Consider the following 25031-nt stretch of genomic DNA (forward strand, 5'->3'; position numbering starts at 1 on the left):
GCGATGCTGTTGAAACCCCCGCACCCGCGCGAACTGCTGTTCTCGGCCAAGTGTTTCACGGCGTCGATGCTGGCGCTGTACGTGTCGATGGCGGCCGGACTGCCGCGCCCGTTCTGGGCGATGATGACCGCGTACATCGTGGCCAGTCCGCTGGCGGGCGCGGTGCGTTCGAAGGCGCTGTTCCGCGTGTGCGGCACGCTCGTCGGCTCGGCGGCCACGGTGGCGCTGGTGCCGAACCTGGCCAATGCCCCCGAATTGCTGTCGCTGGCCCTGGCGTGCTGGGTCGCCGTGTGCCTGTACGTGTCGCTGCTCGACCGCACGCCCCGTTCCTATATCTTCATGCTGGCCGGGTATACGGCCGGCCTGATCGGCTTTCCGTCGGTGGCCGATCCGGCCACCGTGTTCGATACGGCGCTGGCCCGCGTCGAGGAAATCGGCGTCGGCATCCTGTCCGCCACGCTGGTGCATTCGCTGGTCTTCCCGCAGGGTGTCGGACCGGCGCTGCTGGGCCGGCTGGACCGCGCGATCGGCGACGCGCGCGGCTGGATGCTGCAGGTCCTGCGCCCCGCCGGCAAGGAAACCGATACCCACGTGCGCCTGGCGCTGGCCGCCGAGATCAGCGACATGCGCGTGATGTCCACGCACCTGCCGTTCGACACGTCGCACCTGCGCTGGACCGGCGCGATGGTGCACGCGCTGCATGACCGCCTGGCCGTGATGGTGCCGCTGCTCCTGGCCGTCGAAGACCGGCTGCAGGCGCTGGCGCAGACCGGCCCCGTGGAAGCCCACTGGCAGGCGATGCTGGACGACGTGGCGCAATGGATCGCGGAAGGCCGCGCCGCCGATCCCGCCCGCGCGGCGGCATTGCGCGCGCGGCTCGAAGCGCTGACGCCTGAACTGGCGCCCGATGCGACGTGGCGCACGATCCTGCTGGTGAACCTGGCGCAGCGGCTCGCGGCGCTGGTCGCGGCCTGCGAGGAAAGCCTGGAACTGCGCGACAGCATCGATGCCGTGATGCACGGCGCGCCGCCGGCCGCTCCGCCCCACCTCACGCCGGCGGTACTGCACCGCGACCACGGCATGGCGCTGCGCTCCGCCCTGGCGGCGGCGATCGCGATCCTGGCCTGCTGCGCGTTCTGGATCCTGACCGGCTGGCCGGCCGGTGCCGCCGCGCCGATGCTGGCCGGCGTGGCGTGCTGCTTCTTCGCCACGATGGACGATCCCGTTCCGGCGATCACGGGCTTCGTCAAGTTCACGCTATGGTCGGTGCCGGTCTCCGTGTTCTACATCCTCGTGGTGCTGCCGGCGGTGCACAGCTACGAGATGCTGGTGCTCACGCTGGCGCCCGTCTTCCTGCTGCTGGGCGTGTACATGGCGCGTCCGGCCACTTACGGCAACGCGCTGACGTTCGTGATCGGTATCGCCAGCACGCTGGCGTTGCAGGATACGAACCAGCTCGACATGGCTTCGTTCGTCAACGGCCTGCTGGCGCAGATGCTCGGCTACATCGCCGCCGCTGTTGTTACGCGCATGATGCGCACAGTCGATGCGCCCTGGATGGCGCGCCGCATGCTGGCCCGCGCCCGCGCGGAGCTGGTGCAGATGGCACGCGCCTCCCGGCCCCCCGCGTTGCTGGAAGTGTCGGCGCGCGTGGTGGACCGCGTGGCCCTGCTGATGCCGCGCCTGGCGCTGGCCAAGGCGGCGCCCGACGTACGCGCCGCGGCGCTGGAAAACATGCGCGAACTGCGCGTGGGCCTGCACATTGCCCAGCTGCGCGGTCTCGACACGCGGCTGGAACCGGCCGGTGTGCCGCTGCGCGCCTTGCTCGACCGCCTGGCGTCGCATTTCGGCGTTACGCGCGCGACGCCCGGCCGCGACGACCTGCTGGCCCAGCTCGACGACACATTGCGTGCCGTCTGTCACGCGACGGAAGCGGATGTGCGCGAAACGGCCGCGGCGGCGCTGGCCAGCATGCGGCGCGACCTCTTTCCGCATGCCGCTCCCTATGCCCCCCTGCCCATGGAGTCCCGATGATCGCCGAAGTCAGCCTGCACGGCCTCTACGTACCCACCTTGCTGCTGCTCGCGGTGGCCGCCCTGGTGTGCACCCGCGCGCTCGGCAAATTGCTGCTGCGAGTCGGCTTCTACCGGTTCGTGTGGCACCCCGCCCTCTTTGAATTCGCGCTGTTCGGCATTTTGCTGGGCGGCTTCTCTCTGTTGACGACCCGTTATGGCTATTGAAACCAACCTGAAGACTTCCACGCTGGCGCTGATGCGCTTTGTCGTGACGATGGCCGCGCTGGCGGCGGCCGGCCTCCTCGCCTGGCGCCTGTGGCAGCACTATGAAGTGGAACCCTGGACGCGCGACGGTCGCGTGAAGGCCGACGTGGTGCAGGTGGCGCCGGATGTGACCGGACAGGTCACGAAAGTGCTGGTCCACGACAACCAGCAGGTGAAGGCCGGCGACGTGCTGTTCGAGATCGATGCATCGCGCTTCGCGCTGTCCCTGCGACAGGCCGAGGCGGCGGTGGCGGCGCAGCGCGTGGCACTCGGCCAGGCCGAGAAGGATGCGCGCCGCAACGCCGAACTGCGCGACCTGGTGGCGCAGGAAGTGCGCGAGCAGTCGTCCGCGAAGGTGGACGAGCTGCGCGCCGCGCTGGCGCAGGCGATCGTCGGCCGCGATGTGGCAAGGCTGAACCTGGAGCGCACGCGCGTCGTCTCCACCGTCAACGGCACCGTCACGAACCTGGACCTGCGGGCGGGCGGCTACGTGACGGCCGGCCACGCGGTAATGGCGCTGATCGACCGCGATTCGTATTACGTCGAAGGCTATTTCGAGGAAACCAAGCTGGCCGCGATCGGCATCGGCGACCCGGTGCTGGTGACGCCGATGGGCGCCTCCGCGACGCTGCATGGCCATGTCGAGAGCTTCGCGGGCGGCATCGCCGACCGCGATCGCAGCACGTCGTCGAACCTGCTGTCGAACGTGAATCCCACGTTCAACTGGGTACGGCTGGCGCAGCGCATTCCGGTGCGCGTGAAGCTCGACGCGCTGCCGTCGGGCACGCGCCTCGTTGCCGGACAGACGGTAACGGTCGACGTGAAGCATGCCGCTCCGGCCGCCGTGGCCGGTACCGCGCATGCCACGCGTTCGTGAGGAGGACACCATGCGCAACCTGAAGCAACTGCCCTTGTTCGCATCGCTGGCCGTGCTGGCGGCCTGCGGCACGGTCGGCCCCGACTACAGGCTGCCCGCCAGGGCCGTGGTCGAACGCCCGGCCGCCGCCGCGCCGTTCGCCAGCGCCGCAGGCGACGACAAGGCCGCGTTCCGCAGCGAACCGTTGCCGCCGGCGTGGTGGCGGCTGTACCGGGATCCGGCGCTCGATGCGCTGGTCGGCAAGGCGTTCGCCGCCAATACCGACCTGCGCGTGGCCGCCGCGAACCTGGCCCGGGCCCGCGCCGTGCAGCGCGAAGTGGCCGGTGCCGCCGATCCCGTCATCGGCGCTTCCGGCGGACCGGCGTACGGGCGCGCCTCGGCCGCCGCGAAGGGCTTGCCCGAACCGCTGGCGGATGGCTACAGCCATGATGCGGGCGTCACCGTGTCGTACCAGCTCGACCTGTTCGGCAAGATCCGCCGCGGCGTGGAAGCCGCCGGCGCCGACCGCGAGGCCGCCGAGGCGGCGCTCGACCTGGCGCGCGTGACCGTGGCCGCCGACACGGCCCGTGCCTATGTGGACGCGTGCGGCGCCCGCCACCAGCTGGACGTGGCGCGCCGGTCGGTCGACCTGCAGGCGCGCTTCGTGGAACTGACCGGGCGGCGCATCCGTGCCGGCCGTGGTACCGCGCTCGAGGACACCCGTGCCCGCGCCCAGCTCGAACAGTTGCGCGCCGCGCTCCCGCCGCTGCTGGCGCAAACCCGCACCGCGCAGTTCCGGCTCGCCGCGCTGACCGGCCGGGCACCCGCGGAGATGGCGGACAGCGAGATCGCCTGCACCGCCGTGCCGCGGCTGGCGCAGCCGGTGCCCGTGGGCGATGGCGCCGCGCTGCTGAAGCGCCGGCCCGACATCCGCGGCGCCGAACGCAGCCTGGCCGCCGCCACGGCCCGCATCGGCGTCGCCACCAGCGACCTGTATCCCAGCGTGAGCCTGGGCCTGTCGGCGGGCAGCACGGGCGCGCTCGACCGCTTCGGCGCCGGCAATGCGCTGCGCTGGAGCCTGGGGCCGCTGATCTCGTGGACACTGCCCACGAATGCCGGCCATGCCCGCGTGGCGGAAGCGGAAAGCGCCACGGCCGCCGCGCTGGCCCGATTCGACGGCATCGTGCTGAACGCCCTCCGGGAAACGGAAACGGCGATGACCGTCTATGCGCGCGAACTTGATCGCAATACCGCGTTGCGGGCCGCGCGCGAGCAGAGCGCACTGGCCGCCAGCCAGTCCCACCGACTGTACGACGCCGGCAAGATCGATTTCCTGTCGGTGCTCGATGCCGACCGCACGCTGGCCACCGGCGACAGCGCGCTGGCCGCATCCGATGCGCAGGTGGCCGCCGACCAGGTGGTCCTGTTTCTTGCGTTGGGCGGCGGCTGGGAAGGCTCCGGCCGATGAGGGGCGGGTAACCGGGGGCCGTCCGCGAGCCCGTCATGCCCTGCCCTGGTGCAGTGGGACTGGCGCACTTCGCAAAAGCAAGCGAAAATGCGGTTCGCGCAGTGTTTCGGGGTCGGCATCGCAGCCGGCTTGCAGCGCCCAAAAAAAAAGCGGCGGCCGGGAAACCGGACCACCGCGAAGGGAAGCGCGCCATGGGGCAGGCGCTGTCGAAACACTGTGCGAGCTGTATCGCCAGGGCTAGTGTAGGGCTTCCCGGCGGATTAAATAAGGCGCACTAATTTGAACGTTGGTTCGGAAAATACGAACCATTCGCATCTGCGGCACCGACAGCCGTACTCCCCGCTCATCCATTCGTTGCACCGGCACGCCACACGGCGGCATCCCTGCCTGCGTGCGCAGGAATGAATTGCCCTTTCATTATCCCGCTGGTAGGCTTTCATTCGGCTGTCACGTGGCGGGACATCTGATCCCGACTCGTGGCGCCACAGCGCCGGCGTTGGACGCACCTGCACTTTGGGTAGTGCATCGGCAATCGGGTTCGATTCCCGAACATGGCTCTGCCTCCCCCCCTGGCGCTCGCCGCCGGGGGCCCCCGACCTTCAGGAAGTCCCGCATGTTCGTGGTGTTCCAGTTTCCCTTTGCCGACGTGCGCGACTTCGTGCCCGGCCATGGCGGCCGGCTGCAGGTTCCCGCCTGGCCGATCGCCAGCCCCGGGCGGGACTTCATCCGCTCTTCCGGGCTCGTCAACTCGCGCCGCTCGGGTGGCGTGAGCGAATGGGCGGGCGAAGACGTGTACGGCGACGCCAGCTCGGCCATCAGATTCGGCGACCGGATGCGCCACCTCGAAGCGGCCGCGCCGGCGGCGCCGCCAATGCCCGTCCGGGTGCTGCATCGCCGCTTTTATTCCGACGGCGTCGTGTCGCGGATGGAGCTGGCCGTCAAGGTGAGCCACACCGTGCCGCAACCGGTGGCGCTGGTGTCCGTCATGCAGAAGCTGAGCCAGCTCGACGTGCGCATCCGCCGGGGCGGCACCGCCGTCGCATCGAAACTGATCGAAGCGGGCGACCTGCTGGCGGACCATTTCCTGCATGCCACCACGGAACACGCCATGGCCCAGCCGGCGGACTTGCCGCGCTGGTGGCTGTCCCCAGGCCTGCCGTCCATGATCGTGGAGCACGACAGCATGGCAGCCGGCCCCACGCATGTGCGCAAGGTACTGGAGATTCCGGAGGCCGGTGCCACGCTGTCCCACGCATGGCTGCAGTTCGGCAAGCAGCGATGCAGTGCATGGCTGATCCGCACGCAGGCGGGCGACCCGGATGCGTTGCGGCGCCTGCGGATCCACCTGGTGCGCCTGCATACGGAGCGGGAGTGCCTGAAATGCGTGCTGGTCAACCTGCAACGCACCGACCGTCTGAAACTGGAACCGGGTTCGCCCGTGTCGGAGGCGATCCAGGAGTACCTGAACGAGTCGCTGCGGCTGCTGAACAAGGCGCAGCGATTCGGGCTCGACCAGACCGCCATGCTCGATGCCGCCAGGCAGGCGTTCGGTGCCGCGTTCGAAGGCGAAACGGCAAGCCTGGACAAGATGCGCCGCCAGGTGGCGCTGAAGGTGGACCACTTCATCCGTGCGGCAAGCAGGTCGATGGTCACGAATATCATTGAGGGAGACTATATGAATACCAGCATCCAGATGGGGAACGTCAGCGTCACGGGCGATTTCAACCTTGTCACCGCGGCCAATATCGAAAACAGCTTCAACAAGGCCGCGAGCGCGAACGTGGACGATGCGCTGAAACAGGAACTGAAGAACCTGACGGCCCGCGTGGCCGATCTGGCAAAGCGGCTGCCAGCGGAGGAAGCCGAACAGGTGACGCGCGATCTCGTGACGCTGACGTCGGAGGCCACCGCGGCCAAGCCGCGCAAGGCGCTCTACGATGTTACCGCCAGCGGCCTGCTCGAAGCGGCCAAGACGGTGGCCGAAATGGCCGCGCCGGTCACGACCGCCGTCAAGGCGGTCCTTGCCCTGCTGCCGTAATACGGCGCGCCGAAGCGCCGGGCAAAAAAAAGCCGGCGCTGAGGCCGGCAAATTCCAATTCTTGGGAAATTGGAGGAGACAGGTGCATCATGCCACCTGCACACCGGTCAGGCCAATTTATTGTGGCCATACCAATCATCACCCAAAACGATAACTGCCCCCCTGCCCTCATGCCGCTGCCGCCGGCAGCGTCACCGTGAACGTACTTCCCTGCCCCAGGCCCGCGCTGGCGGCAGCCACGCTGCCGCCATGCAGTTGCACGAGGCTCTGCACCAGCGCGAGGCCGATGCCCAGGCCACCCTGGGAGCGGTCGGGCGTGCGCTCGGCCTGCGTGAACAGTTCGAACACGTGGGGCAGCACGTGGGCGGCGATGCCGACACCGTTGTCGCGCACGGCGATGACCACGCTGCCCGCGGCGGCCGTCACCGACACGGCGATGCGCCCGCCCGGCGGCGTGTACTTGGCCGCGTTGTTCAGCAGGTTGGTGACAACCTGCACGAGGCGCACGCGGTCGCCGCGCACCGGCGGCAGCCCGCCCGCCGCATGCACTACTGTTTCCACGGCCATTGCATGGCCGCGCGCGTCGACCAGCGGGCGCACCTGTTCGATGGCGCTGGCCAGCACGGCAGGCAGGTCGACCGCTTCGCAGTCCAGTTCGACCAGCCCGCGCGTGACGCGCGACACGTCGAGCAGGTCGTCGACGAGGCTTGTCATGTGCCGCACCTGCCGCACGATCACTTCGCTGGACCGGCGCGCCTGCTCCGCATCGAGGCGCCCCAGCGCCAGCATGTGGGCGGCGGTGCTGATTGGCGCCAGCGGGTTGCGCAGCTCGTGCGCCAGCATGGCCAGGAATTCGTCCTTGCGGCGCGACTGCGTGCGCAACTCTTCCTCGCCGGTCTTCTTGTCGTGGATGTCGGTCAGCGTGCCGAGCCAGCGGGTGTCCGGCCCTATCGCATCCGTCGTCGGCACGGCACGGTTCAGCACCCAGCGGAACTGGCCAGTGTGGTGCCATAGCCGGTGCTCGATCTCGAAGCGGCGGCCGGTGGCGAGGCTGGCGCGCCAGGTTTCTTCCAGCACCGCCAGGTCGTCCGGGTGGATCATCGGCCGCCAGTCCCAGTCCGGCGGGCGAGGCAGCGGCTCGCCCGTGTACTCGAACCAGCGGGTATTCACGTAATCGTTGACACCGGCGGTGTTGGCGCCCCAGACGATCTGCGGAATGTCGTCGGCCATCAGGCGGAAGCGCGTTTCGCTGTCTTCCATCATCCGCAAGCTCGCGGCGGCCCGCGCGGACGCTTCGGCCGCCGCCTGCTCGCTCTCGATGCGGCGCCGCTCCGCCAGCCTGCGTTCGGTGACGTCGATGGCGATGCCGGCGAATTGGCGCCGGCCCGTTTCGATGCTGGTGAATACCTTGCCGCGTGCATTGATCCACACGTCGATTCCCGAGCGCTGCGGAATGCGGTATTCGGTGTCGTACAGTGTTTCGTCGCGGATCGCCCGGTCGATCGCGGCCAGCACGTGCGGCCGGTCTTCGGCGTGGATCATGTCGGTGAAACGCGCCAGCTCAGTGCCCGCCATCGCCACGGTGGCATCGACCTGGAACAGGCGCGCGAAGCGTTCGTCGACATGCGTGGACGAGGTCTCGAGGTCCACGGACCAGGTGCCGATATTGCCGGATGCCTCCAGCGACAACGCCAGCCGCTCCTCGGCCTCCTTGTGCCGGGCCAGCGCCAGCACCTTGTCGGTAACTTCGATCACGGTGCACAGCATGCCGCGCACGAGTCCCGCCTCGTCGCGCACGGGGCTGAACGAGAACGTGAACCACGTCTGTTCCGGCGCGCCGTTGCGGTACAGCGTGGTGGCGTAATTCTCGAAGAAAAACGATTCGCCGTCCTTTACGCGGGCCACGTAGGGCCCGAGATCCGCCCACACTTCGCTCCACACCTGCTCGTACGGCAGGCCGAGCGTACCGTCCGCCCTCTTGCCGAGCATGGGCACGTAGGCGTCGTTATGGAACAGGTGGTTCGCTTCGCCCCACGTGAGGAAGGTGGGGAACGACGAGCCGAGCACGATGCCCAGCGTGGTACGCAGCGCCGACGGCCATTGCTGCATGGCACCGAGCGGGTGATCGGACCAGTCGCGTGCGCGCATCCGCGCGCCGGTAGCGCCACCGTTGAGGGTAAAGGCGAGAAGCTGGTCCTGGTGTGTCACGAAAGTGGCCGGTTGCGGGGAAGGCCAGATTCTACTGGATCGGACGAGGCGGCCGCGACAGCGGTGCTTTGCCCCGCTGGAGGGCCGGCCGGTACGTTCGATTTCGATACTTGATCTTCACCAGCGACACCGGCTGGATGTTCACGTGAACGATGCGATCGACGATGGTGCAGTCATACCCCCTGTCGCGCCTACGCCACGAAAACTGTTGGAAAGCAGCCAGGGCCGGTCCCTCCTGCGGGAACTGTCTTCTCCGGAGGGACTGTCCCGGGATTCTTACAACACCGCGGTCAGAAGCGCGACGTCACCCCCGCGAACATGCGCCGGCCCGGCACGTAATAATCAACCACCCCATCGGCCGTCGGCCCCTTCCTGAACAGGTTTTCGACGCCGCCGCGCACCGTCCACCCGGGCATGAGCTTGTACGACACGACCGCGTCGACGATCGTGTAGGCGTGGTTGGCCGCCACGCCGGCATTGAGTTCGCGACCGGTGTATTGGGCCGACAGCTCGCCGAACAGGCGGTCGGTGGCTTGCCAGCCCAGGGCCGAGTACCACGACAGCCGCGGCGTGGACAGCAGGTTGGCGCCGGTGGTGAGGTTCTTCGCCTCGCGCATCCACGTGACGTTGTTGCGCCAGTTCAGCGACTTCGTGAGCGGCACCGTCAGCGTACCTTCCAGCCCGCTGGTACGGGCCTTCTGAATGTTGGTCATCTTCGTCCACCAGCGCCCCTGGAAGAAACCGAGCGGCGCGTAGTCGATCTTGTTCTTGAAGTCCGTATGGAAGTACGTGAGGCCGGCATCCCAGCCATCCTTTTCGTAGGCCACGGCAAGTTCGGCGGCGGTGCTGGTCTCCGGCACCAGGTCCGCGTTTCCCGCCATGTAGCAGCCGCCCCGCACGTAGCCGAGCGGGCGCAGCGAACCGCAGCCGCCGCCGCCCGATTGCGTGGCGGCGGACGGCGAGTTTTCCTTCAGGCTGGGGGCGCGGAAGCCGCGCGATACGCCGCCCTTGATCGTCCACGCCGGCAGCGGATGGTGCACCAGGTACAGGCGCGGGCTGGTGTGGTTGCCGAACCGGCCGTGGTGGTCGAGGCGCAGGCCCAGCGTGGCCGTCAGGTCGTCGCGCAGGAAGACCTGGTCTTCCGCGAAGAGGGCCGACGTGTGGCCGGACAGCGTGGCGCCGCCAACCGGATTGCCCAGGTAATCGGTGGGGATCGTGCCGATCGTGTCGGTATTGGTCAGTTCCTGGTCCTTCCACTGCCCACCCAGCACCAGCAGGTGCTCCACGAGCAGGTGGCGGCGCATCTCGAACGTGCCGTCCAGGATCGTGTCCTTCGACCTGGCGACGGCATCCGCGATGCGGTTGTCGAAATCGTTGTGGTACAGGTTGACCCTGGCCGTGCCGGCGCCGAAGCGGCCCTCATAGCCCAGCCCCGCGCTCTTGCGTATGAGCTTGTTCGCGCCCCAGGCGGAGAACAGCGGATCGCCGTCCGGATCCACCGTGGGCGAATCGCTCGCTTCCTGGCGGCCGTAGCTGGCATCGAGCACGAGGCTGTGCCGCTTGTCCAGCGCCCAGCTGAGCTGCCCGGTCACGGACTGGTTGCGCACCCCGCCGATGCCGCCCGCATTGCCGCGCACCGCCTCGTCGGCCTCCTGCTTCGTCTGGCCTACGCCCAGGCGCATGCCCACCGTGTCCGACAGCGGGCCGGCGATGTTCGCGCCCAGCTGGTGGGCGGCGCCGCGCCCGCTGTCCTGCGGCTTCGTGTAGTTCGCCGTGGCCGAACCGTTCCACTTGCCGGGGACCTTGCGGGTGATGATGTTGATGACGCCACCCATCGCGTCCGATCCGTACAGCGACGACATCGGGCCGCGCACCACTTCGATCCGTTCGATCATCTCGGGCGAGATCCAGTTCAGGTCCTGGCGGCCCAGGTCGGGCCGGTAGGCTGTGTCGGCCGAGCTGCCGACCCGCTTGCCGTCCACCAGGATCAGCGTGTACTTGTCGGGCAAGCCGCGCAGCTTGATCTTTGATTCCTCGCCGACGGGGCTGGTGCCGCCGGTCACGCCGGGAATGCGGCGCAGCAGCGTGTTCAGGTCGATGACGGGCTGGCGTTCGATTTCCTCGCGCGTGATGACGCTGATGCTGGCCGGCGCGTCGTGGATATCGGTCGCGGTGCCGGAGGCGGTGACGACCACCGTGGGCATGGCCGCCCCGGCGGCGGCCGCGGCATGGGTCATCGTGCTGGCCGCGGCCAGCGCGAATGCGGACGACAGGATGGCGGGAACGGCACGCAGGCGTGTCGACAGGGCGGGAACGGCAATGTGGGTCATGGCGATCTTCCGGAAGGTGGTGGATACCTCGCTGCCTTCCGGGTCGCTGGGTAATGATGGTCATGCGGTCTGCGCCGCAATGAGAATGCTTATCATTACGATTGTAGCAACTACATGACTAAAATAAAACCCTTTCGTGGCCGGTGTCTTTCCTGCCCTGGCCGTCGCCCCCTTACTGCCGCAGGCTTTTCCGCACATACGCCGGCAAGTTGGGATTGCCGAGAAGGCGGTCGATGAACAGGTTGTCGTCCACCGCGGTGATCGGGTCGAGGGCCATGGGGCGCACCGGCGTTTCGGCCGTCGCACGCAAGGCGATCCCCGCCGCCGCGCGCGCGTGCGCAGGCGGGCCGGCGTGCGCGTGATCGTCGTGATCTTCCATCTCGAGTTCCAGCCGCCATGCCGGGGCCGCGCCGCGCGCCATCGACATCGCCATCGCAGGTGCCGGCCGTGCCGCCTCTTCGGCGAGTTCCGGCAGGTGTTCCAGGCCGTAGGCCAGCTTGTCCACGGCTGCCGCCAGCGTCATGCCGCCCATCGCGTCGTCGCCCTCTTCCACCAGGTCGATGTGGTATTCCTTGCCGCCGATGGAAAACGACTCGCTCGTCAGCGGATCGCCGACGGTGAACGCGGCCGCCTCGCCCACGCGGATACGGCCATCGATGAGGATGGCGCGGATCGCCGTCTCGCCGGCGTCGATCAGTGCCGTGTACGGGTCGGCATGCGTGCCGTCGATGATCAGCAGGTCGGCGCGCAGGCCCGCCGCGATCGAGCCCACGTGGCTCGCCCACCCCAGCATGGTCGCCGGCACCGACGTGACCATCGCCACCAGTTCGCGCGGGGTGAACAGGCCGCCCCCGGTCGTGCTTCGTTTCGCGCTCACTGCCCGCGCCACTTTCAGTTCGCCGAGCAGGTTCTTGCAGCCGCTCGGGCTCCAGTCCGCGCCGAGGGCGATCGGCACGCCGCGCTTCTTCGCGGCCGCGACATCGGCTGTCCTGCCATACAGCAGCAGGTTGCTGGTGGGCGACCAGACTATGCCAGCGGTGCGCGCCATCACGTTGAAGTCGCGCGACTTCAGGGCCACGCAATGGATGCAGATCATCGACTTGCCCACGGCCCACCTGCCATCTTCCAGCAGCAGGTCGCGAAAACGCTGGCGCGCGCCGCGGTCCGTGCCCTCGCTCAGGTGGTAGAAGAACGGCATGCCGGTCGCCAGCGCCGGCACCAGCTTGCTCCTGATTTCCCCGGGATGGTAGTCCAGCGTCTGGCACCCTGCGATCGGCCAGTCCTGTTCGAGCGGCTGCTCGACGTTGCGCACCAGCCCCTCGAACAGCTTGCGCGTGCCGTTCGTCGACGACAGCGACATGCCCTGCGCCGTCGTCACCCCGCCGAACAGGCTGCGGCACTCGGCATAGCGGATGATCGCCTGCGTGTAGCCGGCATCGGGATGGCGCGCCAGCAGGCTGGCCGGCCGGGCCACGTCGGACTGGTAGCTCGTCTCCTGCGTGCGCCACTGGTTGCGGTTCGTGTAGCGCTTCTGTACCTGCCACAGGGGCAGCATGTTGTAGGTGAGGTGGTTGTGCAGGTCGACCAGGCCGGGGAAGATGGTGCCCGCCGTCTCGGTGACCTCGACATCGGCGAAACCGGCCGGCAGCGGCTCGCCCGGCGCGAGGATCGCCGCGATCGCGGCGCCGTCGATGCACAGGCGGCCCTGCCGCACGATCCTGTGCCCCGCATCCATCGTGACCACGTCGCCGGCCAGGATCTTCCTGCGCCCCCGGTGCCGCGCACCGCCCTGCCGTTGACTGCCATTGAACTGGATCATGGTGCCCTCCATCGCGCTGTTGGCCGCCGTTTGCCGGCGAATGCGGGCGAGGATGGCACGGGATGGCGGATCGAAGTTCAGGTAAATTGTATTTTGATTGTCACTAGAAGAATGCAATAAGGATCAGCAGCGCGGCCATTCACCCGTCGATCCGGTAGAACCGGCGGGCATTTTCCCCGAATACGGCCGCGCGCGCCGGCGCGTCCAGGTGCGCCAGCAGCGCCTCGCTGGCGGCGATCCAGCGGCCGTAGTCGGCCGCCAGGTCGAGCACCGGCCAGTCGCTGCCCCACAGCACGCGACCCGCGCCGAATGTTTCCAGCACATGGCTCGCGCAGGGCCGCAGCCGCTCCACCGTCCAGCCCTGCCCCGCCTCCGTGACAAGGCCGGACAGCTTGCAGTGCACATGCGGCAGCGCGGCCAGCGTGGCGATAGCGTCGCGCCAGCGTGCCATGGCTTTACCGGCACTGGTGGCAATGGCCGGCTTGGCCAGGTGATCGATGACGATGGGCAGCGCCGGATGGCGATGCGCGAAGGCGAGCAACGCGGGCAGGTGCCGCGGCAGCACCAGGGCGTCGAAGGCCAGTCCATGGCGCAGCATCGCCTCCACGGCCGCGTCGAGCGCGGGATCGTCGATCCACCTGTCGTCGTCCATGTCCTGCAGCATCGGCCGCAAGCCGCGCAGCTTCGTGTGCGCCGCCAGCGCGGCGATCCGCTCAGGCGCATCGAGTGCCTTCAGGTCCGTCCATCCCACCACGGCGCCGATGAACGGGAACCGGTCCGCGAGATCGAGCATGAAGCACGTATCGGCTTCCTCCGGCAGCGACTGCACCAGCACCGTCGCGCCGATACCGTGTTCGCGCAGCAGCGGCGCCAGGTCGAGCGGCGCGAAATCGCGGTGGATGGCGGCCAGTTCCGGTGGCGGCCAGCCGCCATGGCGCGCGGCCAGTTGCCAGAAGTGCTGGTGGGCGTCGATCCTCATGCGGCCTCCATGTGCAGCGCGGCGGACAGGCGCGGCTGCGGCAGGCCCAGTGCCAGCTCGCTGGCCAGCACGACGATCGGCAGCAGCCGCCGGCGCTTTTTCTCGCCATGGTTCTGGGCGATATCGGCCAGGCAGTGCGCAAGAAAGGGATTGGCGAACCGGTCGCGCACTTCGGCCACGTAGGCGCGCGCTGCCGGCCCCTCGTTCATTGCATCGAATACGGGCAGGATCTCGTCTTCCCACAGCGCTTCCAGGTCGCGCCGCAGCAACGGATCGGCGATCGCCTGCCCCACCGTTTCATCGGCCGCGCGGCGTTCGACCAGCCAGCGTTCGGCGAGGAATGTGTGCGCGGCATTGAGCAGGAACAGCTTGCGGCGTTCGTACGGTGCCAGCCGGTCCGTCACCACGATGCGCGAATGGCGGCATGGCAGCACCATGCCAGGCTGCGCCTGCATGACCCAGATCGCATAGGGTTCGGCCACGGCGCCGGCCGGTTCGATCGCCTCGGAAACGATGCGGTCCACCAGGGAATCGACCCAGATGCAGCGGCCCTGCAGCCAGCCGATGAACGCTTCGTCCAGGCGCCATGCGCGCGCCAGGTTCGCCACCACGTCGCGCAGCACGCTGCCGTTGTTGGCGACCAGCTCGCACGGATACAGCGTGACGGCCGCGCCGCCGGCGCGCCAGCGCCCGTGCAGCAGCACCAGCAGCTTGGCCGGGAAGCCGCGCGGCGGCGCATCGCCATCGAGCAGGTGCGGCCCGTCGCCGGCCGCCGGTTCATAACCGCGATCGCCCGTGTTCGACACGATCACCCGCACCGTCGTCGCCACCAGCGAGCGGAGCGCGGCCCAGTCGCGCGCGGCATCGAATCCCGCCGCGATCGCGGTGACTTGCCGCTCGTCCGCGACCACCTGGCCCCGCTCGCGGCCGCGGATACGCACCGGGAAGCCGCCCGGCGCGGCCAGCGCGGCGATCCGGCGCAGGCTCTGCGGGTTGCCGGTGGTCTGCACCACCGCGATGCGCCCCAACGCTTCATGCCGTTCCAGCGCTTCGTCGACGAACAGGTCGACGTGCGCCTGCAGGAAGCGGCTGGTGCCGAATTGCAGGATGGGGGTTTCGGTTGTCATCCGCGGAAGTCTCCATGTCGTTTGTATTAAATATATACCATACCAAGACGACCGGTGTCATCACAAGTTTTAACGCCCGCATGTGCGCCATCCGCCTATGCTTTCCCTGCACGCTTCGAGGCGGCACAGACGAAAGGGAACGGCATGGACAGCGAAACCCTGCAGGTGGCGGTGGAAGACGGCATGTTCGACTGCCTGCTGGCGCGCCCCGCGTCGCAAGGGCCTGCGCCGGTCGTCATCGTGCTGCAGGAAATCTTCGGCGTGAACCCGGGCATCCGCAGCATTGCGGAGCATTACGCCGGCAACGGCTACCTCGCGCTGTGCCCGGACCTGTTCTGGCGCCGCGAGCGCAACCTGTCGATGTCCGAGGCGAACCCCGATCATGCGGAGCGCGGCTTTGCGCTGTACAACGCCTACGACTTCGACCGCGGCGTGGACGATATCGCGGCTGCCATCGCGCTGGCGCGCATGCTGCCCGGCAGTTCCGGCAAGGTGGGCATTAGTGGCTACTGCCTTGGCGGCCTGCTGACGTTCCTGGCCGCCGCGCGCACCGATGCCGATGCCTTCGCCGCCTACTACGGCGGCGGCACGGAGCGCTTCGTGGAACGGGCCGCCACGATCCGCGCACCGCTGCTGTACCACCTTGCGGAAGAAGACGAATACATCGGCCCCAATGCCCGGCGCGCCATCGTGGCCGCGCTGGAGCACGTGCCCTCGGCCACCGTGTTCACGTACCCCGGCTGCCATCACGCATTCGCGCGGCCCGGCGGCACCCACTACGACGCGGCCAGCGCCACGATGGCCAACGATCGCACCGACCGTTTTTTCGCGCAGACGCTGCGCTGAACCATCGCCGCAAAACTTTTCCCATCCCCGAAAAAAAGGAACCAGCATGAAGACACGCATCCGCAAGCCCCTCCTTCCCGCCGCGGCCATCGCGCTGGCCCTGTGCTGCGCCACGCCCGCCGGCGCCCACGAGGGCAAGGCGCACGGCGGCAAGGACGCGGCCGGCAAGGAAACCGCCACCAAGGAACACAAGGGCGGCATCCGCACCGCGCCGGCCAAGGCCGTGAAGGCGGATTTCGACATCTTCCACACGAAGATCTCCACCGAGGGCAACGTGGCGGTGTTCCACATCGCCGTTTCCGGCAAGGCCGGCAAATCCTATCCCAGCAAGGTGGGCAAGCTGGCGGGCAGCTCGGTGTTCTCGTATGTGTGGCCGACCACGATCGATCCGTCGGCGATCGGCTTCGAGGAAAAGGCCGGCATCCTGGCCTTTGCCGTCACGTCGCACCCCGATTTCGACGACACGCCGCTGTACGATGAAAACGGCGACGGCAACCTGGCCAACGACGGCGACCTGTGGCATTCGCACTGGGTGGTGCTGCAGCCGGACGATGCCTGCGGCAAGGGCGCTTTGAAAGTGGTGGATATCCCCGAGGGGACGAAGCCGAAAGTGCCGAAGACGTGGCCGAACCTGCCGATCCTGATCGACAGCCCGGGCTGGAGTCCCGTGTTCAGGGGCACGGACCTGACGGTGCGTGTTCCGTTCGACGACATCGGCGTCGTGGAAAGCGCCGGCTTCGACGGCGTCAGCGCCGCGCTGCGCGTCAACGCCAGCGTGCACAGTCCGCTGCTGTGCGTGGCCGACGTGTTCAAGGTCGCTTCCGGCAAGCTGACCCTGCCCGGCAAGGTCAACCAGTAACCCGCATAAAGGAGAACACCATGGCAACCCAGGCATTGATCGTCATCGACGTGCAAAACGACTATTTCCCGGGCGGGAAGTGGGAACTGGCGGGCATGGAGGCCGCGGCCGGCAACGTGGCCGCGCTGCTGGACCATTTCCGGGCCCGGCAGGCACCGGTCGTGCACATCCGCCACGAGTTCCCCACGGCCGATGCGCCGTTCTTCGCCCCCGGTTCGCCGGGGGCCGCGATCCACCCGCGGGCGGCGCCCGCGGCGGGGGAGCCGGTGCTGCTGAAGCATCACATCAATTCGTTCCGCGATACGCCGCTGCTCGATACGCTGAAGGCATCCGGCGTGGAGGAAGTGGTGATCTGCGGGGCGATGAGCCACATGTGCGTGGATGCGTGCACGCGCGCGGCAAACGATTTCGGCTACGCCGTCACCGTCGTGCACGATGCCTGCGCGTCGCGCGACCTGGAGTTCGACGGCGTCAAGGTGCCGGCGGCGCACGCCCACGCGGCCTTCATGGCGGCACTGGGCTTTGCCTACGCGCGCATGCGCAGCACCGGGCAATTCATCGATACGATTTCCTGAAGGAGGTACCATGTTCGGACTCACATCGCTCGGCACGATCCACACGGCCATCAGCCTGGTCGCGCTGGCCGCCGGCTTCGGTTCGCTGGCACGCAGCGGCCTGATCGCGTGGCACACCCGGCTCGGCCGGGTGTACGTCATCGCCACGCTGCTGACCTGCCTGACCGGCTTCGGCATTTTTACGCGCGGCGGTTTCAACGAGGCGCACATGCTCGGCGTGGTCACGTTGCTGACGCTCGGCGTGGCGTGGCTGGCGGCGCGCCGGTGGCTAGGCGCCCGCTCCCTGTATGTCGAAACCGTTGCCCTGTCGCTGACGCTGTTTTTCCACTTCATCCCGGGCATCACGGAAACGTCGCTGCGCTTTCCGCTTGGCGCGCCGCTCGCGGCCAGCACGGAAGAGCCGTGGCTGAAGGCGGTCGTCGGCGCGCTGTTCATCGTGTTCCTGGTCGGCGCATGGTGGCAGGTGCGGTACCTGCGCGCACGAAACGGCACGCCGCCGCTCGCGCAACCGAGCACCGTGTGAGCATGGCCCCCAGGGATCAGCCCTGGCGCGCCACGCTGCCCACGAAGCTGTAGCCGCGCCCCGGCACGTTGGCGATGTAGCGCTCCTTGCCCAGCGTGCGGCGCAGCGCTGCCACGTGCACGCGCAAGCTGCTGTCCTCGACGATGGCGTCGGGCCAGATGCGTGCCTCCAGTTCGCCGTGGCTGAGCACTTCGCCGGGCCGCTCCGCGAGCGTCACCAACAGCTCCAGCGCCCGGCCGCCGAGCGCCAGGGCGGCGCCGTTGCGGTACAACCGGCGCTGGCCCGTATCGAGGCGGAATTCACCGAACAACAATACCGGCCACTGCCCGCCCCGGACTACCTGCTCGTCATCCGGCTTCATATCGATCTCCCCTTGCAAGGCGGCGCCAGGCGCCGCCGTCTGGTCAGCGCAATTCGCCCAGCTGAGCGATCGCGCGCGCCACGCCATCGCCATATGCCTGATCGCAGCGCGTGCAGTTGTCGATATGGCGCGCCTTGACCGGCGCGGAAGCGCCGGCGATCGAGCGTGCGGTGTTCTCGAACAGGGCCTGCTGCTGGGCCGGCGACATCTTGCGGAACAACGCGCGCGGCTGGCTGAAGTAATCGTCGTCGACACGATGGTTCCAGCGGTCGGCCGCGCCTTCGAGCGACAGCGGCGGTTCGCTGAAATCGGGCTGCTCGACCCATTCGCCGCGGCTGTTCGGCTCATACGACGTGGCGCCGCCCATGTTGCCGTCCGTGCGCATCTTCCCGTCGCGGTGGTAGCTGTGCACCGGGCAGCGCGGCGCGTTCACGGGAATGAGGTGGTGGTTGACGCCCAGGCGGTAGCGCGCCGCGTCGCCATACGAGAACAGCCGGCCCTGCAGCATCTTGTCCGGCGAGAAGCCGATACCGGGCACCACGTGCGCCGGATTGAACGACGCCTGCTCCACTTCGGCGAAGTGATTGTCCGGATTGCGGTTCAGTTCCAGCACGCCCACTTCGTGCAGCGGGTAGTCGGCATGCGGCCACACCTTGGTCAGGTCGAACGGGTTGTAGGGACAGGTGGCGGCGTCGCGTTCGGGCATCAGCTGCACGTACAGCGTCCAGCGGGGAAACTCGCCTCCTTCGATGCTGTCGTACAGGTCGCGCATGTGGCTTTCGCGATCGCCGCCGATGAGCGCGCCGGCTTCGGGATCGGACAGGTTCTCGATGCCCTGCTGCGTACGGAACGTGAACTTCACCCAGTGCCGTTCGTTGGCGGCGTTGATGAAGCTGAACGTGTGGCTGCCGAAGCCGTGCATGTGGCGGTAGCTGCGCGGAATGCCGCGGTCGCTCATCACGATCGTCACCTGGTGCAGCGCTTCGGGCAGCAGCGTCCAGAAATCCCAGTTGTTGTCGGCGCTGCGCATGCCGGTGCGCGGGTCGCGTTTCACGGCGTGGTTCAGGTCGGGGAATTTCAGCGGGTCGCGCAGGAAGAACACAGGGGTGTTGTTGCCCACCAGGTCCCAGTTGCCCTCTTCCGTATAGAACTTGACGGCGAAGCCGCGGATATCGCGCTCCGCGTCGGCCGCGCCCCGCTCGCCGGCCACGGTCGAGAAGCGCATGAACACGCCGGTGGTCTTGCCCACTGCGGCGAACAGGCGCGCACGGGTAAACGGCGTGATGTCGTGTGTGACGGTGAACGTGCCGTGGGCCCCCGCGCCTTTCGCGTGCATGCGGCGCTCGGGAATGACTTCGCGGTCGAAGTGGGCGAGCTTTTCCAGAAACCACACATCCTGCAGCAGCGCCGGGCCGCGCGGGCCCGCGGTCTGCGTGTTCTGGTTATCGGCGACCGGTGCACCGGCTGCGGTGGTGAGATGCTTCATGATGGCTCCTCAAAGGATGAGTGGCGGCGGGCTCGGTGGCCACGCGCCGTATCGATCATGAAATACCGGTCCGACCTGAACAAGTTAAACCGTGTTAATCCCGCTGCTGGCGTCAGCTCTGCGAGCCGGTATTCACGACTCGCTTTCACGACTCGCTTTCACTCCTTTTAACTGGCGGTCCCACGCCGCCGCGCCTACGATGGACGCATTCCCTTCCATGGAGCGCGTATGAAAGTCAACGATTCGATCGCCCTCGTCACGGGCGCCAACCGGGGCCTGGGCCGGGCCTGGGCCACCGCGCTGCTGCAGGGTGGCGCGCGTAAGGTGTATGCCGCCGCCCGCGATCCGGCCACCGTCGACCTGCCCGGCGTGATTCCGGTCCGGCTCGACATCACCGATGCGGCACAAGTCGCCGCGGCGGCCCGCGAATGCGCCGACGTGACGCTGCTCACCAACAATGCCGGCATTGCCCGGGGCGGCGAGCTGCTGGCCGGCGATGGCGCCGACGTGCTGCGCCATGAGCTGGATACGAACCTGTTCGGCACGCTCGCCATGTGCCGGGCGTTCGGCCCGGTGCTCGGCGCCAACGGCGGCGGCGCGCTGCTCAATGTCCTGTCCGTGCTCAGCTGGATCAGCCTGCCCGGCGCCGGCCCTTATTGCGTGGCCAAGGCCGCCGCCTGGTCGATGACGAACGGCGTGCGCCATGCGCTACGGGCACAGGGCACGCAGGTGGCCGGCCTGCACGTGGCCTTCATGGACACCGACATGACGGCCCATCTCGGCGGCCCGAAAGCGGCGCCGGCCGACGTGGTGCGCAGGGCGCTGGCGGCCCTGGAAGCGGGTGCCGAGGAGATCCTGGCGGACGACACCACGCGGCAGGTCAAGCAGGGATTGTCGGCTGAGCCGGGTGTCTACCTGCTGCCGCCAGCGGGATAACTCGTCAGGTCAGGGACACCGCTTGCAGGAGGGCGGTGAGCCTGGTCGCACTGTCCGGGACCGCCGCCGGCCGGCCAGGCGGGGCCATGCGCGCCACGGGCACGGTGAAGCAATAGCCGCGCCCGGCATGGTTGATGATGATGGAGCAATGTCCATCCCTGCCGAGCAGCTTGCGCAGCGCCGCGATCTGTACGCGCAGGTTGACCTCTTCCACGACCGTGCGCGGCCAGACGGTGCGAATCAGCAGGCGATTGTCCAGCACTTCGCCGGCACGGCCCGCCAGCAGTGCCAGCAGGTCGAGGGCGCGCCCCCCGATGACGACCGGCGCACCGCCGCGCAACAGCTGGCGACGCGCCAGGGTCAGCTCGAAATCCAGGAATGCCAGTGTTTCAAAGGTAGGCCGCTCACTCTCCATCATCGTTCTCCCAAACAAAGTTCGTTACCTTGGCTGTGACATCGTTTGCACGCCCCGAAACAAGCTACCCATGCCGATGTTGATTTGGCACCGGGAATCGGCATAATGGCTAGCATAACGGGCGCGGCCGTTCCCCCGACAGGCTCGATCGGGGGTGACAGGCAGCCCGGACGACGAAAATGCGACAACGATCGCTGGGGGATGTCCATGAAGCAGTTGCTAGCTGCCGTGACCGGATTGTTCCTGCTCGCGCCCGCGCCGTCACATGCCGCTTCGCCAGCGGTCCCGCCCGCCGAGGCGCTGCTCGCCAACTTGCCCGCCGAGGCACTGCCCGCCGAGCTGCCCGCGATCCCGCTGCTGCATGCCCGCTGGCTGACGCGGGATGGCGCGCCGCCGAATATCCAGGCCATGGCGCAAACGCCGGACGGCTGGCTCTGGCTGGCCAGCCCGACCGGGCTGTACCGTTTCGATGGCGTGACCTTCCATCCCTACCGCGCGCCGCCGGGCGTGGACATGCCGGTCAACATCCGCCGCATGGGCACGCTGCCCGATGGCCGGCTGTGGGTCGCGCCCTACTTCGGCGACCTGTATTTCGTCCAGGGCGACACGGTGCGGGCGTTCCTGCAGAAGGATGGCTTCCCGGGCGGCCTTGCGAACGACGTGGTCGGCACGCGCGACGGCCGCCTGTGGCTGGCGTCAGGGCACGGCCTGCACGTGCTCGACAAGGGTGCCCGCGCATGGAAAAAGGTCAACCGGCCCGGCTCGGTGCGCGGGGGCATCTTCGCCGTCCACGTCGATGGCGACGACACCGTGTGGGCGCAGGGTTCGCGCGGCAATTTCCGCATGCGGCAGGGCGAAACGCACTTCACGCCGGTCGCGCCGCAAAAAGTGCCGGGCGCGCTGGTGCGGGCACCGGATGGCACGGTATGGGCTTCCGACAGCGCGGAGCGCGGCCTGCGCCGCATCAATGTCGCTACGCCGCCGGACGCGCCGCACGACGCGCTCGAGGACCTGCTGCGCCGTATCGCTCCCGGTGAGCGCTTCAGCATCGACCGGGAAGGCAATTTCTGGTTTCCCCTGACCACCGGCGTGCTGCGCGTCGGCCGCGAAGGCGGCCAGCCGCGCCTGCAGGGCTTCACCGCGCGCCAGGGCCTGAGTGGTGACCGCGCCGTCGTGTCCTTCCAGGATCGCGAAGGCAGCGTATGGATCGCCACGCAAAATGGCCTGGACCAGTTCCGCCCCAGCCGCATGCGTGAAATCACATTGCCCGCCTACAAGGGCGAAGCACGGCCCCTGGCGGCGGGCGCGGACGGCAGCCTGTGGATCGACAGGTTCCGGCTGAGCGACATGGATGCCGCACCCGAACTGGTGGGCCCGGAGGCCAGCGAGGAAAACCTCGTCACGCAGCTGTACCGCGACCGCCATGGCACCGTATGGGGCGGTTCGTATGGCGCGATCTGGAAAACGGATAGTACGCGGCATGTTCCGATAGCGGTACCAGAGGCGGTGCGGCGGCCGAAATGGCTGGGTGTCTTCGCCCTGGCGATGGGTGTGGACGACGCACTGTGGGTATCGTTCGGACCGCAGGGAACGTTTCGGGACGATGGCGGCACCTGGGTGCCGCACGGCGGGCATGCGGCGCTGAAGGATTTCGCGGTCACCACGATGGCGACCGGGCCGGGCGATGCCATCTGGTTCGGCTCGATCGGCAACGCGATGGCGATCCTGCGCGGCGGCCAGGTACACAAATTCGGCCCGCCGGCCGGCCTCGATATCGGCGGCCTGCTGCAGATCGTGCCCGACGCCGCCGGCGCATGGCTGGGCGGCGACGAGGGACTGGCCCGCTTCGATGGGCGCCGTGCCTGGCGCCTGCGCGGCGAAGGCGGCGAACTGTTCGCGGGAGCCTCCGGCGTGGTGCCGGCGCCGGACGGCACCCTGTGGGCCAATACCGCGCGCGGCCTGTTCAGCATCGCCAGGGACGAATGGCAGCGCGCAGTGGCCGATGGCACGTACCGCGTGCGCTACCGTCGCTACGACGAGAACGATGGCCTGTTCGGCAGCGCCGCGCCGATGCTGCCCGCGCCATCGATGGTGCGCACGGCGGCCGGCGAACTGGTCATGTCCACCACCAGCGGCGTGTATCGCTTCGATCCGGCCCGTGCGCCGCGCAACGGCCTCGCGCCGCCGGTGCATGTCACGAGCATTACCGCCGCCGGCAAGACCTGGCCGACGGCGGCGCAGGTGCGGCTGCCTGGTGGCGCCGGCAATCTCCGCATCGACTACACGGCCCTGAGCCTGGCGGTACCGCACCGCGTGCGCTTCCAGTACCAGCTCGAAGGTGTCGATGCGGGCTGGCAGGATGCCGGCGAGCGCCGCGCCGCATTCTATACGCGGCTCGATCCGGGCAGCTACACGTTTCGCGTGAAGGCCGCCAACGACGATGGCCTGTGGAACGAGGAAGGTGCACGGGTCCGGTTCGAGATTGCGCCCATGCCTGCGCAAACATGGTGGTTCAAGCTGGCATGCGCGCTGCTGCTGGCGCTGGCCGCGTTCGGCCTGTACCGCCTGCGCCTGCGCATGGCGCTGCGCCGCGTCACCCGCGCGTTCGAGGCGCGCGTGGCCGAGCGCGAACGCATCGCGCGCGACTTGCACGATACGCTGCTGCAATCGGTGCAGGGCCTGATCATGCATTTCCGCCGCATCGCGCTGCGCACGCCGGACGACGCGCCGACCCGGCCGATGATGCAGGAAGCGCTGTCGCTGGCCACCGAGGTGCTCGAGGAAGGCCGCAACATGGTGGGCGAGCTGCGCGTGGCCGAACCGCACGCTGTTCACGAGGGCGACCTGGCGACGCTGCTCGAGGGGCACGGTGCGCGCCTTGCCACGCAGGGCGCGGCCACCTTCACGGTTACCCGCGAGGGAATGGCGAAGCGCCTGCACCCGCCCGTGTTCGATGAAGTGCTGGCGATCGGCCGCGAGGCGATCCGCAACGCCTTCCTGCACGCGCAAGCGGCCCGCATCGATGTCGCGCTGTCCTATGGCGAGCATGAGTTTTCGCTGGCCGTGCGCGATGACGGCACGGGTATCGATATCGCCGGGCGCGATGGGCGGGCCGGGCATTGGGGCATTCCGGGCATGCGCGAACGCGCAGCCGAGATGGGCGCCGTGCTGGAGCTGGCCGGCCCATCGGGCAATGGCACGTGCTGGCGCCTGCGCCTGCCTGCACGGCTGGCCTATGCGGGCGATGCCGGGCACGATGCCGGCACCCACGCTGCGCGCGAAGGAGAATTGCAATGAACGTGGCGACACTGCTGCGGGTGCTGGTGGTGGACGACCATCCGCTGATGCGGCGCGGCATCGTCGGCGTGCTGGCCGAGGCGGAGGACATCGTCGTGGTGGCCGAAGCGGCCGATGGCCTCGCCGCCCAGGACTGCTACCGCGAGCACCGGCCGGACGTGACGCTGATGGACCTGTCGATGCCGCGCTGCCATGGTGTCGACGCCATCCGCGCGATCCGCCACGACGACCCGCACGCCTGCATCCTGGCCATCAGTACCTACGCCGGCGACGGCCAGGTGCACCGCGCGCTCGATGCCGGGGCAGCCGGCTACGTACTGAAGAGCGAGCTGTGCACCGGCGTGGCCGAACTGGTGCGTTCGGCGCACGCCGGCCGGCGCGTGCTGGGCCCGGAACTCACCCGCCGCCTCGCCGCGGGCAAGCCGGAACAGTTGACCGCGCGCGAGCACGACGTGCTGGCGCTGGTGGCCCAGGGGCTCGGCAACCGCGACGTGGCGCGCCGGCTCGGCATCGCCGAGGAAACCGTCAAGAGCTATCTCAGCAACGTGCTGCAGAAACTGCAGGCCAGCGACCGCACGCATGCGGTGGTGATCGCGCTGCGCCGGGGCATGCTGGACTGAAGCCCGGAG

The 25031-nt window shown here is 68.5% G+C and carries 20 protein-coding genes; 12 read left to right on the forward strand and 8 right to left on the reverse strand.

Annotated features, from left to right (window positions below):
• Positions 1 to 3: 3 nt before the first annotated feature.
• From ACY65G_RS28815 to ACY65G_RS28835, 5 genes are all read left to right on the forward strand, one after another.
• Positions 4 to 2034, forward strand: a complete 2031-nt coding sequence (locus ACY65G_RS28815) for an FUSC family protein (RefSeq protein WP_465000717.1) — start codon at positions 4 to 6, stop codon at positions 2032 to 2034.
• Positions 2031 to 2240, forward strand: coding sequence for a DUF1656 domain-containing protein (locus ACY65G_RS28820; protein WP_465000718.1), 210 nt, complete (start codon positions 2031 to 2033; stop codon positions 2238 to 2240). Before ACY65G_RS28815 ends, ACY65G_RS28820 begins: the two co-directional genes overlap by 4 nt.
• Entirely contained in the window at positions 2230 to 3156 is a 927-nt protein-coding gene (locus ACY65G_RS28825) for an efflux RND transporter periplasmic adaptor subunit (protein WP_465000719.1), read from the forward strand. The genes ACY65G_RS28820 and ACY65G_RS28825 overlap by 11 nt, the downstream gene beginning before the upstream one ends.
• A gap of 10 nt (positions 3157 to 3166) precedes the next feature.
• The gene (locus ACY65G_RS28830; RefSeq protein ID WP_465000720.1) at positions 3167 to 4603 is read left to right on the forward strand and encodes an efflux transporter outer membrane subunit; all 1437 of its coding nucleotides are present in this window, start codon (positions 3167 to 3169) and stop codon (positions 4601 to 4603) included.
• 613 nt (positions 4604 to 5216) lie between these two features.
• Entirely contained in the window at positions 5217 to 6641 is a 1425-nt protein-coding gene (locus tag ACY65G_RS28835; RefSeq protein ID WP_465000721.1) for a hypothetical protein, read from the forward strand.
• 168 nt (positions 6642 to 6809) lie between these two features.
• On the opposite strand, the gene ACY65G_RS28840 is transcribed toward ACY65G_RS28835, so the two are convergent.
• The 5 genes from ACY65G_RS28840 to ACY65G_RS28860 all read right to left on the reverse strand — a co-directional run bounded on the left by ACY65G_RS28840 (position 6810) and on the right by ACY65G_RS28860 (position 15104).
• On the reverse strand, positions 6810 to 8849 hold the full coding sequence (locus tag ACY65G_RS28840) for a PAS domain-containing sensor histidine kinase (protein WP_465000722.1): 2040 nt from the start codon (positions 8847 to 8849) through the stop codon (positions 6810 to 6812).
• Between the two features lie 290 nt (positions 8850 to 9139).
• Positions 9140 to 11179 (reverse strand): TonB-dependent receptor domain-containing protein, encoded by a 2040-nt coding sequence (locus ACY65G_RS28845; RefSeq protein WP_465000723.1) that lies wholly within the window; start codon positions 11177 to 11179, stop codon positions 9140 to 9142.
• A gap of 172 nt (positions 11180 to 11351) precedes the next feature.
• Complete coding sequence (locus ACY65G_RS28850) at positions 11352 to 12998, reverse strand: amidohydrolase family protein (protein WP_465000724.1); 1647 nt, start codon at positions 12996 to 12998, stop codon at positions 11352 to 11354.
• 139 nt (positions 12999 to 13137) lie between these two features.
• Positions 13138 to 13977, reverse strand: a complete 840-nt coding sequence (locus tag ACY65G_RS28855) for an amidohydrolase family protein (protein WP_465000725.1) — start codon at positions 13975 to 13977, stop codon at positions 13138 to 13140.
• Positions 13974 to 15104 (reverse strand): mannitol dehydrogenase family protein, encoded by a 1131-nt coding sequence (locus ACY65G_RS28860; protein WP_465000726.1) that lies wholly within the window; start codon positions 15102 to 15104, stop codon positions 13974 to 13976. Before ACY65G_RS28860 ends, ACY65G_RS28855 begins: the two co-directional genes overlap by 4 nt.
• A 144-nt stretch (positions 15105 to 15248) precedes the next feature.
• Here ACY65G_RS28860 and ACY65G_RS28865 point away from each other — a divergent pair, with 144 nt between their 5' ends.
• The 4 genes from ACY65G_RS28865 to ACY65G_RS28880 are packed head-to-tail and all read left to right on the forward strand — an operon-like array spanning position 15249 to position 17907.
• Positions 15249 to 15950, forward strand: a complete 702-nt coding sequence (locus ACY65G_RS28865) for a dienelactone hydrolase family protein (RefSeq protein ID WP_465000727.1) — start codon at positions 15249 to 15251, stop codon at positions 15948 to 15950.
• A 46-nt stretch (positions 15951 to 15996) separates the two neighbouring features.
• Complete coding sequence (locus ACY65G_RS28870) at positions 15997 to 16809, forward strand: hypothetical protein (RefSeq protein ID WP_465000728.1); 813 nt, start codon at positions 15997 to 15999, stop codon at positions 16807 to 16809.
• 20 nt (positions 16810 to 16829) lie between these two features.
• On the forward strand, positions 16830 to 17384 hold the full coding sequence (locus tag ACY65G_RS28875; protein ID WP_465000729.1) for a cysteine hydrolase family protein: 555 nt from the start codon (positions 16830 to 16832) through the stop codon (positions 17382 to 17384).
• Between the two features lie 10 nt (positions 17385 to 17394).
• Positions 17395 to 17907 carry a DUF2306 domain-containing protein gene (locus tag ACY65G_RS28880; RefSeq protein ID WP_465000730.1) on the forward strand — a complete coding sequence of 171 codons (513 nt, stop codon included), beginning with the start codon at positions 17395 to 17397 and terminating at the stop codon, positions 17905 to 17907.
• Between the two features lie 16 nt (positions 17908 to 17923).
• On the opposite strand, the gene ACY65G_RS28885 is transcribed toward ACY65G_RS28880, so the two are convergent.
• Together ACY65G_RS28885 and ACY65G_RS28890 are read right to left on the reverse strand one after the other, a co-directional pair.
• A complete protein-coding gene (locus ACY65G_RS28885; RefSeq protein WP_465000731.1) occupies positions 17924 to 18268 on the reverse strand; it encodes a winged helix-turn-helix domain-containing protein in 345 nt (114 codons plus the stop codon).
• Positions 18269 to 18311: 43 nt separating this feature from the next.
• Positions 18312 to 19754, reverse strand: coding sequence for a catalase (locus tag ACY65G_RS28890; RefSeq protein ID WP_465000732.1), 1443 nt, complete (start codon positions 19752 to 19754; stop codon positions 18312 to 18314).
• A gap of 228 nt (positions 19755 to 19982) precedes the next feature.
• Between ACY65G_RS28890 and ACY65G_RS28895 the strand changes: the two genes are divergently transcribed.
• Positions 19983 to 20690 carry an SDR family oxidoreductase gene (locus ACY65G_RS28895; RefSeq protein ID WP_465000733.1) on the forward strand — a complete coding sequence of 236 codons (708 nt, stop codon included), beginning with the start codon at positions 19983 to 19985 and terminating at the stop codon, positions 20688 to 20690.
• Between the two features lie 4 nt (positions 20691 to 20694).
• Here ACY65G_RS28895 and ACY65G_RS28900 read toward each other — a convergent pair whose 3' ends face one another.
• Positions 20695 to 21108 (reverse strand): winged helix-turn-helix domain-containing protein, encoded by a 414-nt coding sequence (locus ACY65G_RS28900; protein ID WP_465000734.1) that lies wholly within the window; start codon positions 21106 to 21108, stop codon positions 20695 to 20697.
• Between the two features lie 204 nt (positions 21109 to 21312).
• Between ACY65G_RS28900 and ACY65G_RS28905 the strand changes: the two genes are divergently transcribed.
• The gene (locus tag ACY65G_RS28905; protein ID WP_465000735.1) at positions 21313 to 24402 is read left to right on the forward strand and encodes a sensor histidine kinase; all 3090 of its coding nucleotides are present in this window, start codon (positions 21313 to 21315) and stop codon (positions 24400 to 24402) included.
• Positions 24399 to 25022, forward strand: coding sequence for a response regulator (locus tag ACY65G_RS28910; RefSeq protein WP_465000736.1), 624 nt, complete (start codon positions 24399 to 24401; stop codon positions 25020 to 25022). Before ACY65G_RS28905 ends, ACY65G_RS28910 begins: the two co-directional genes overlap by 4 nt.
• The last annotated feature ends 9 nt before the right edge of the window (positions 25023 to 25031 follow it).

The organism is Pseudoduganella sp. jia 12 (genome assembly GCF_055502675.1).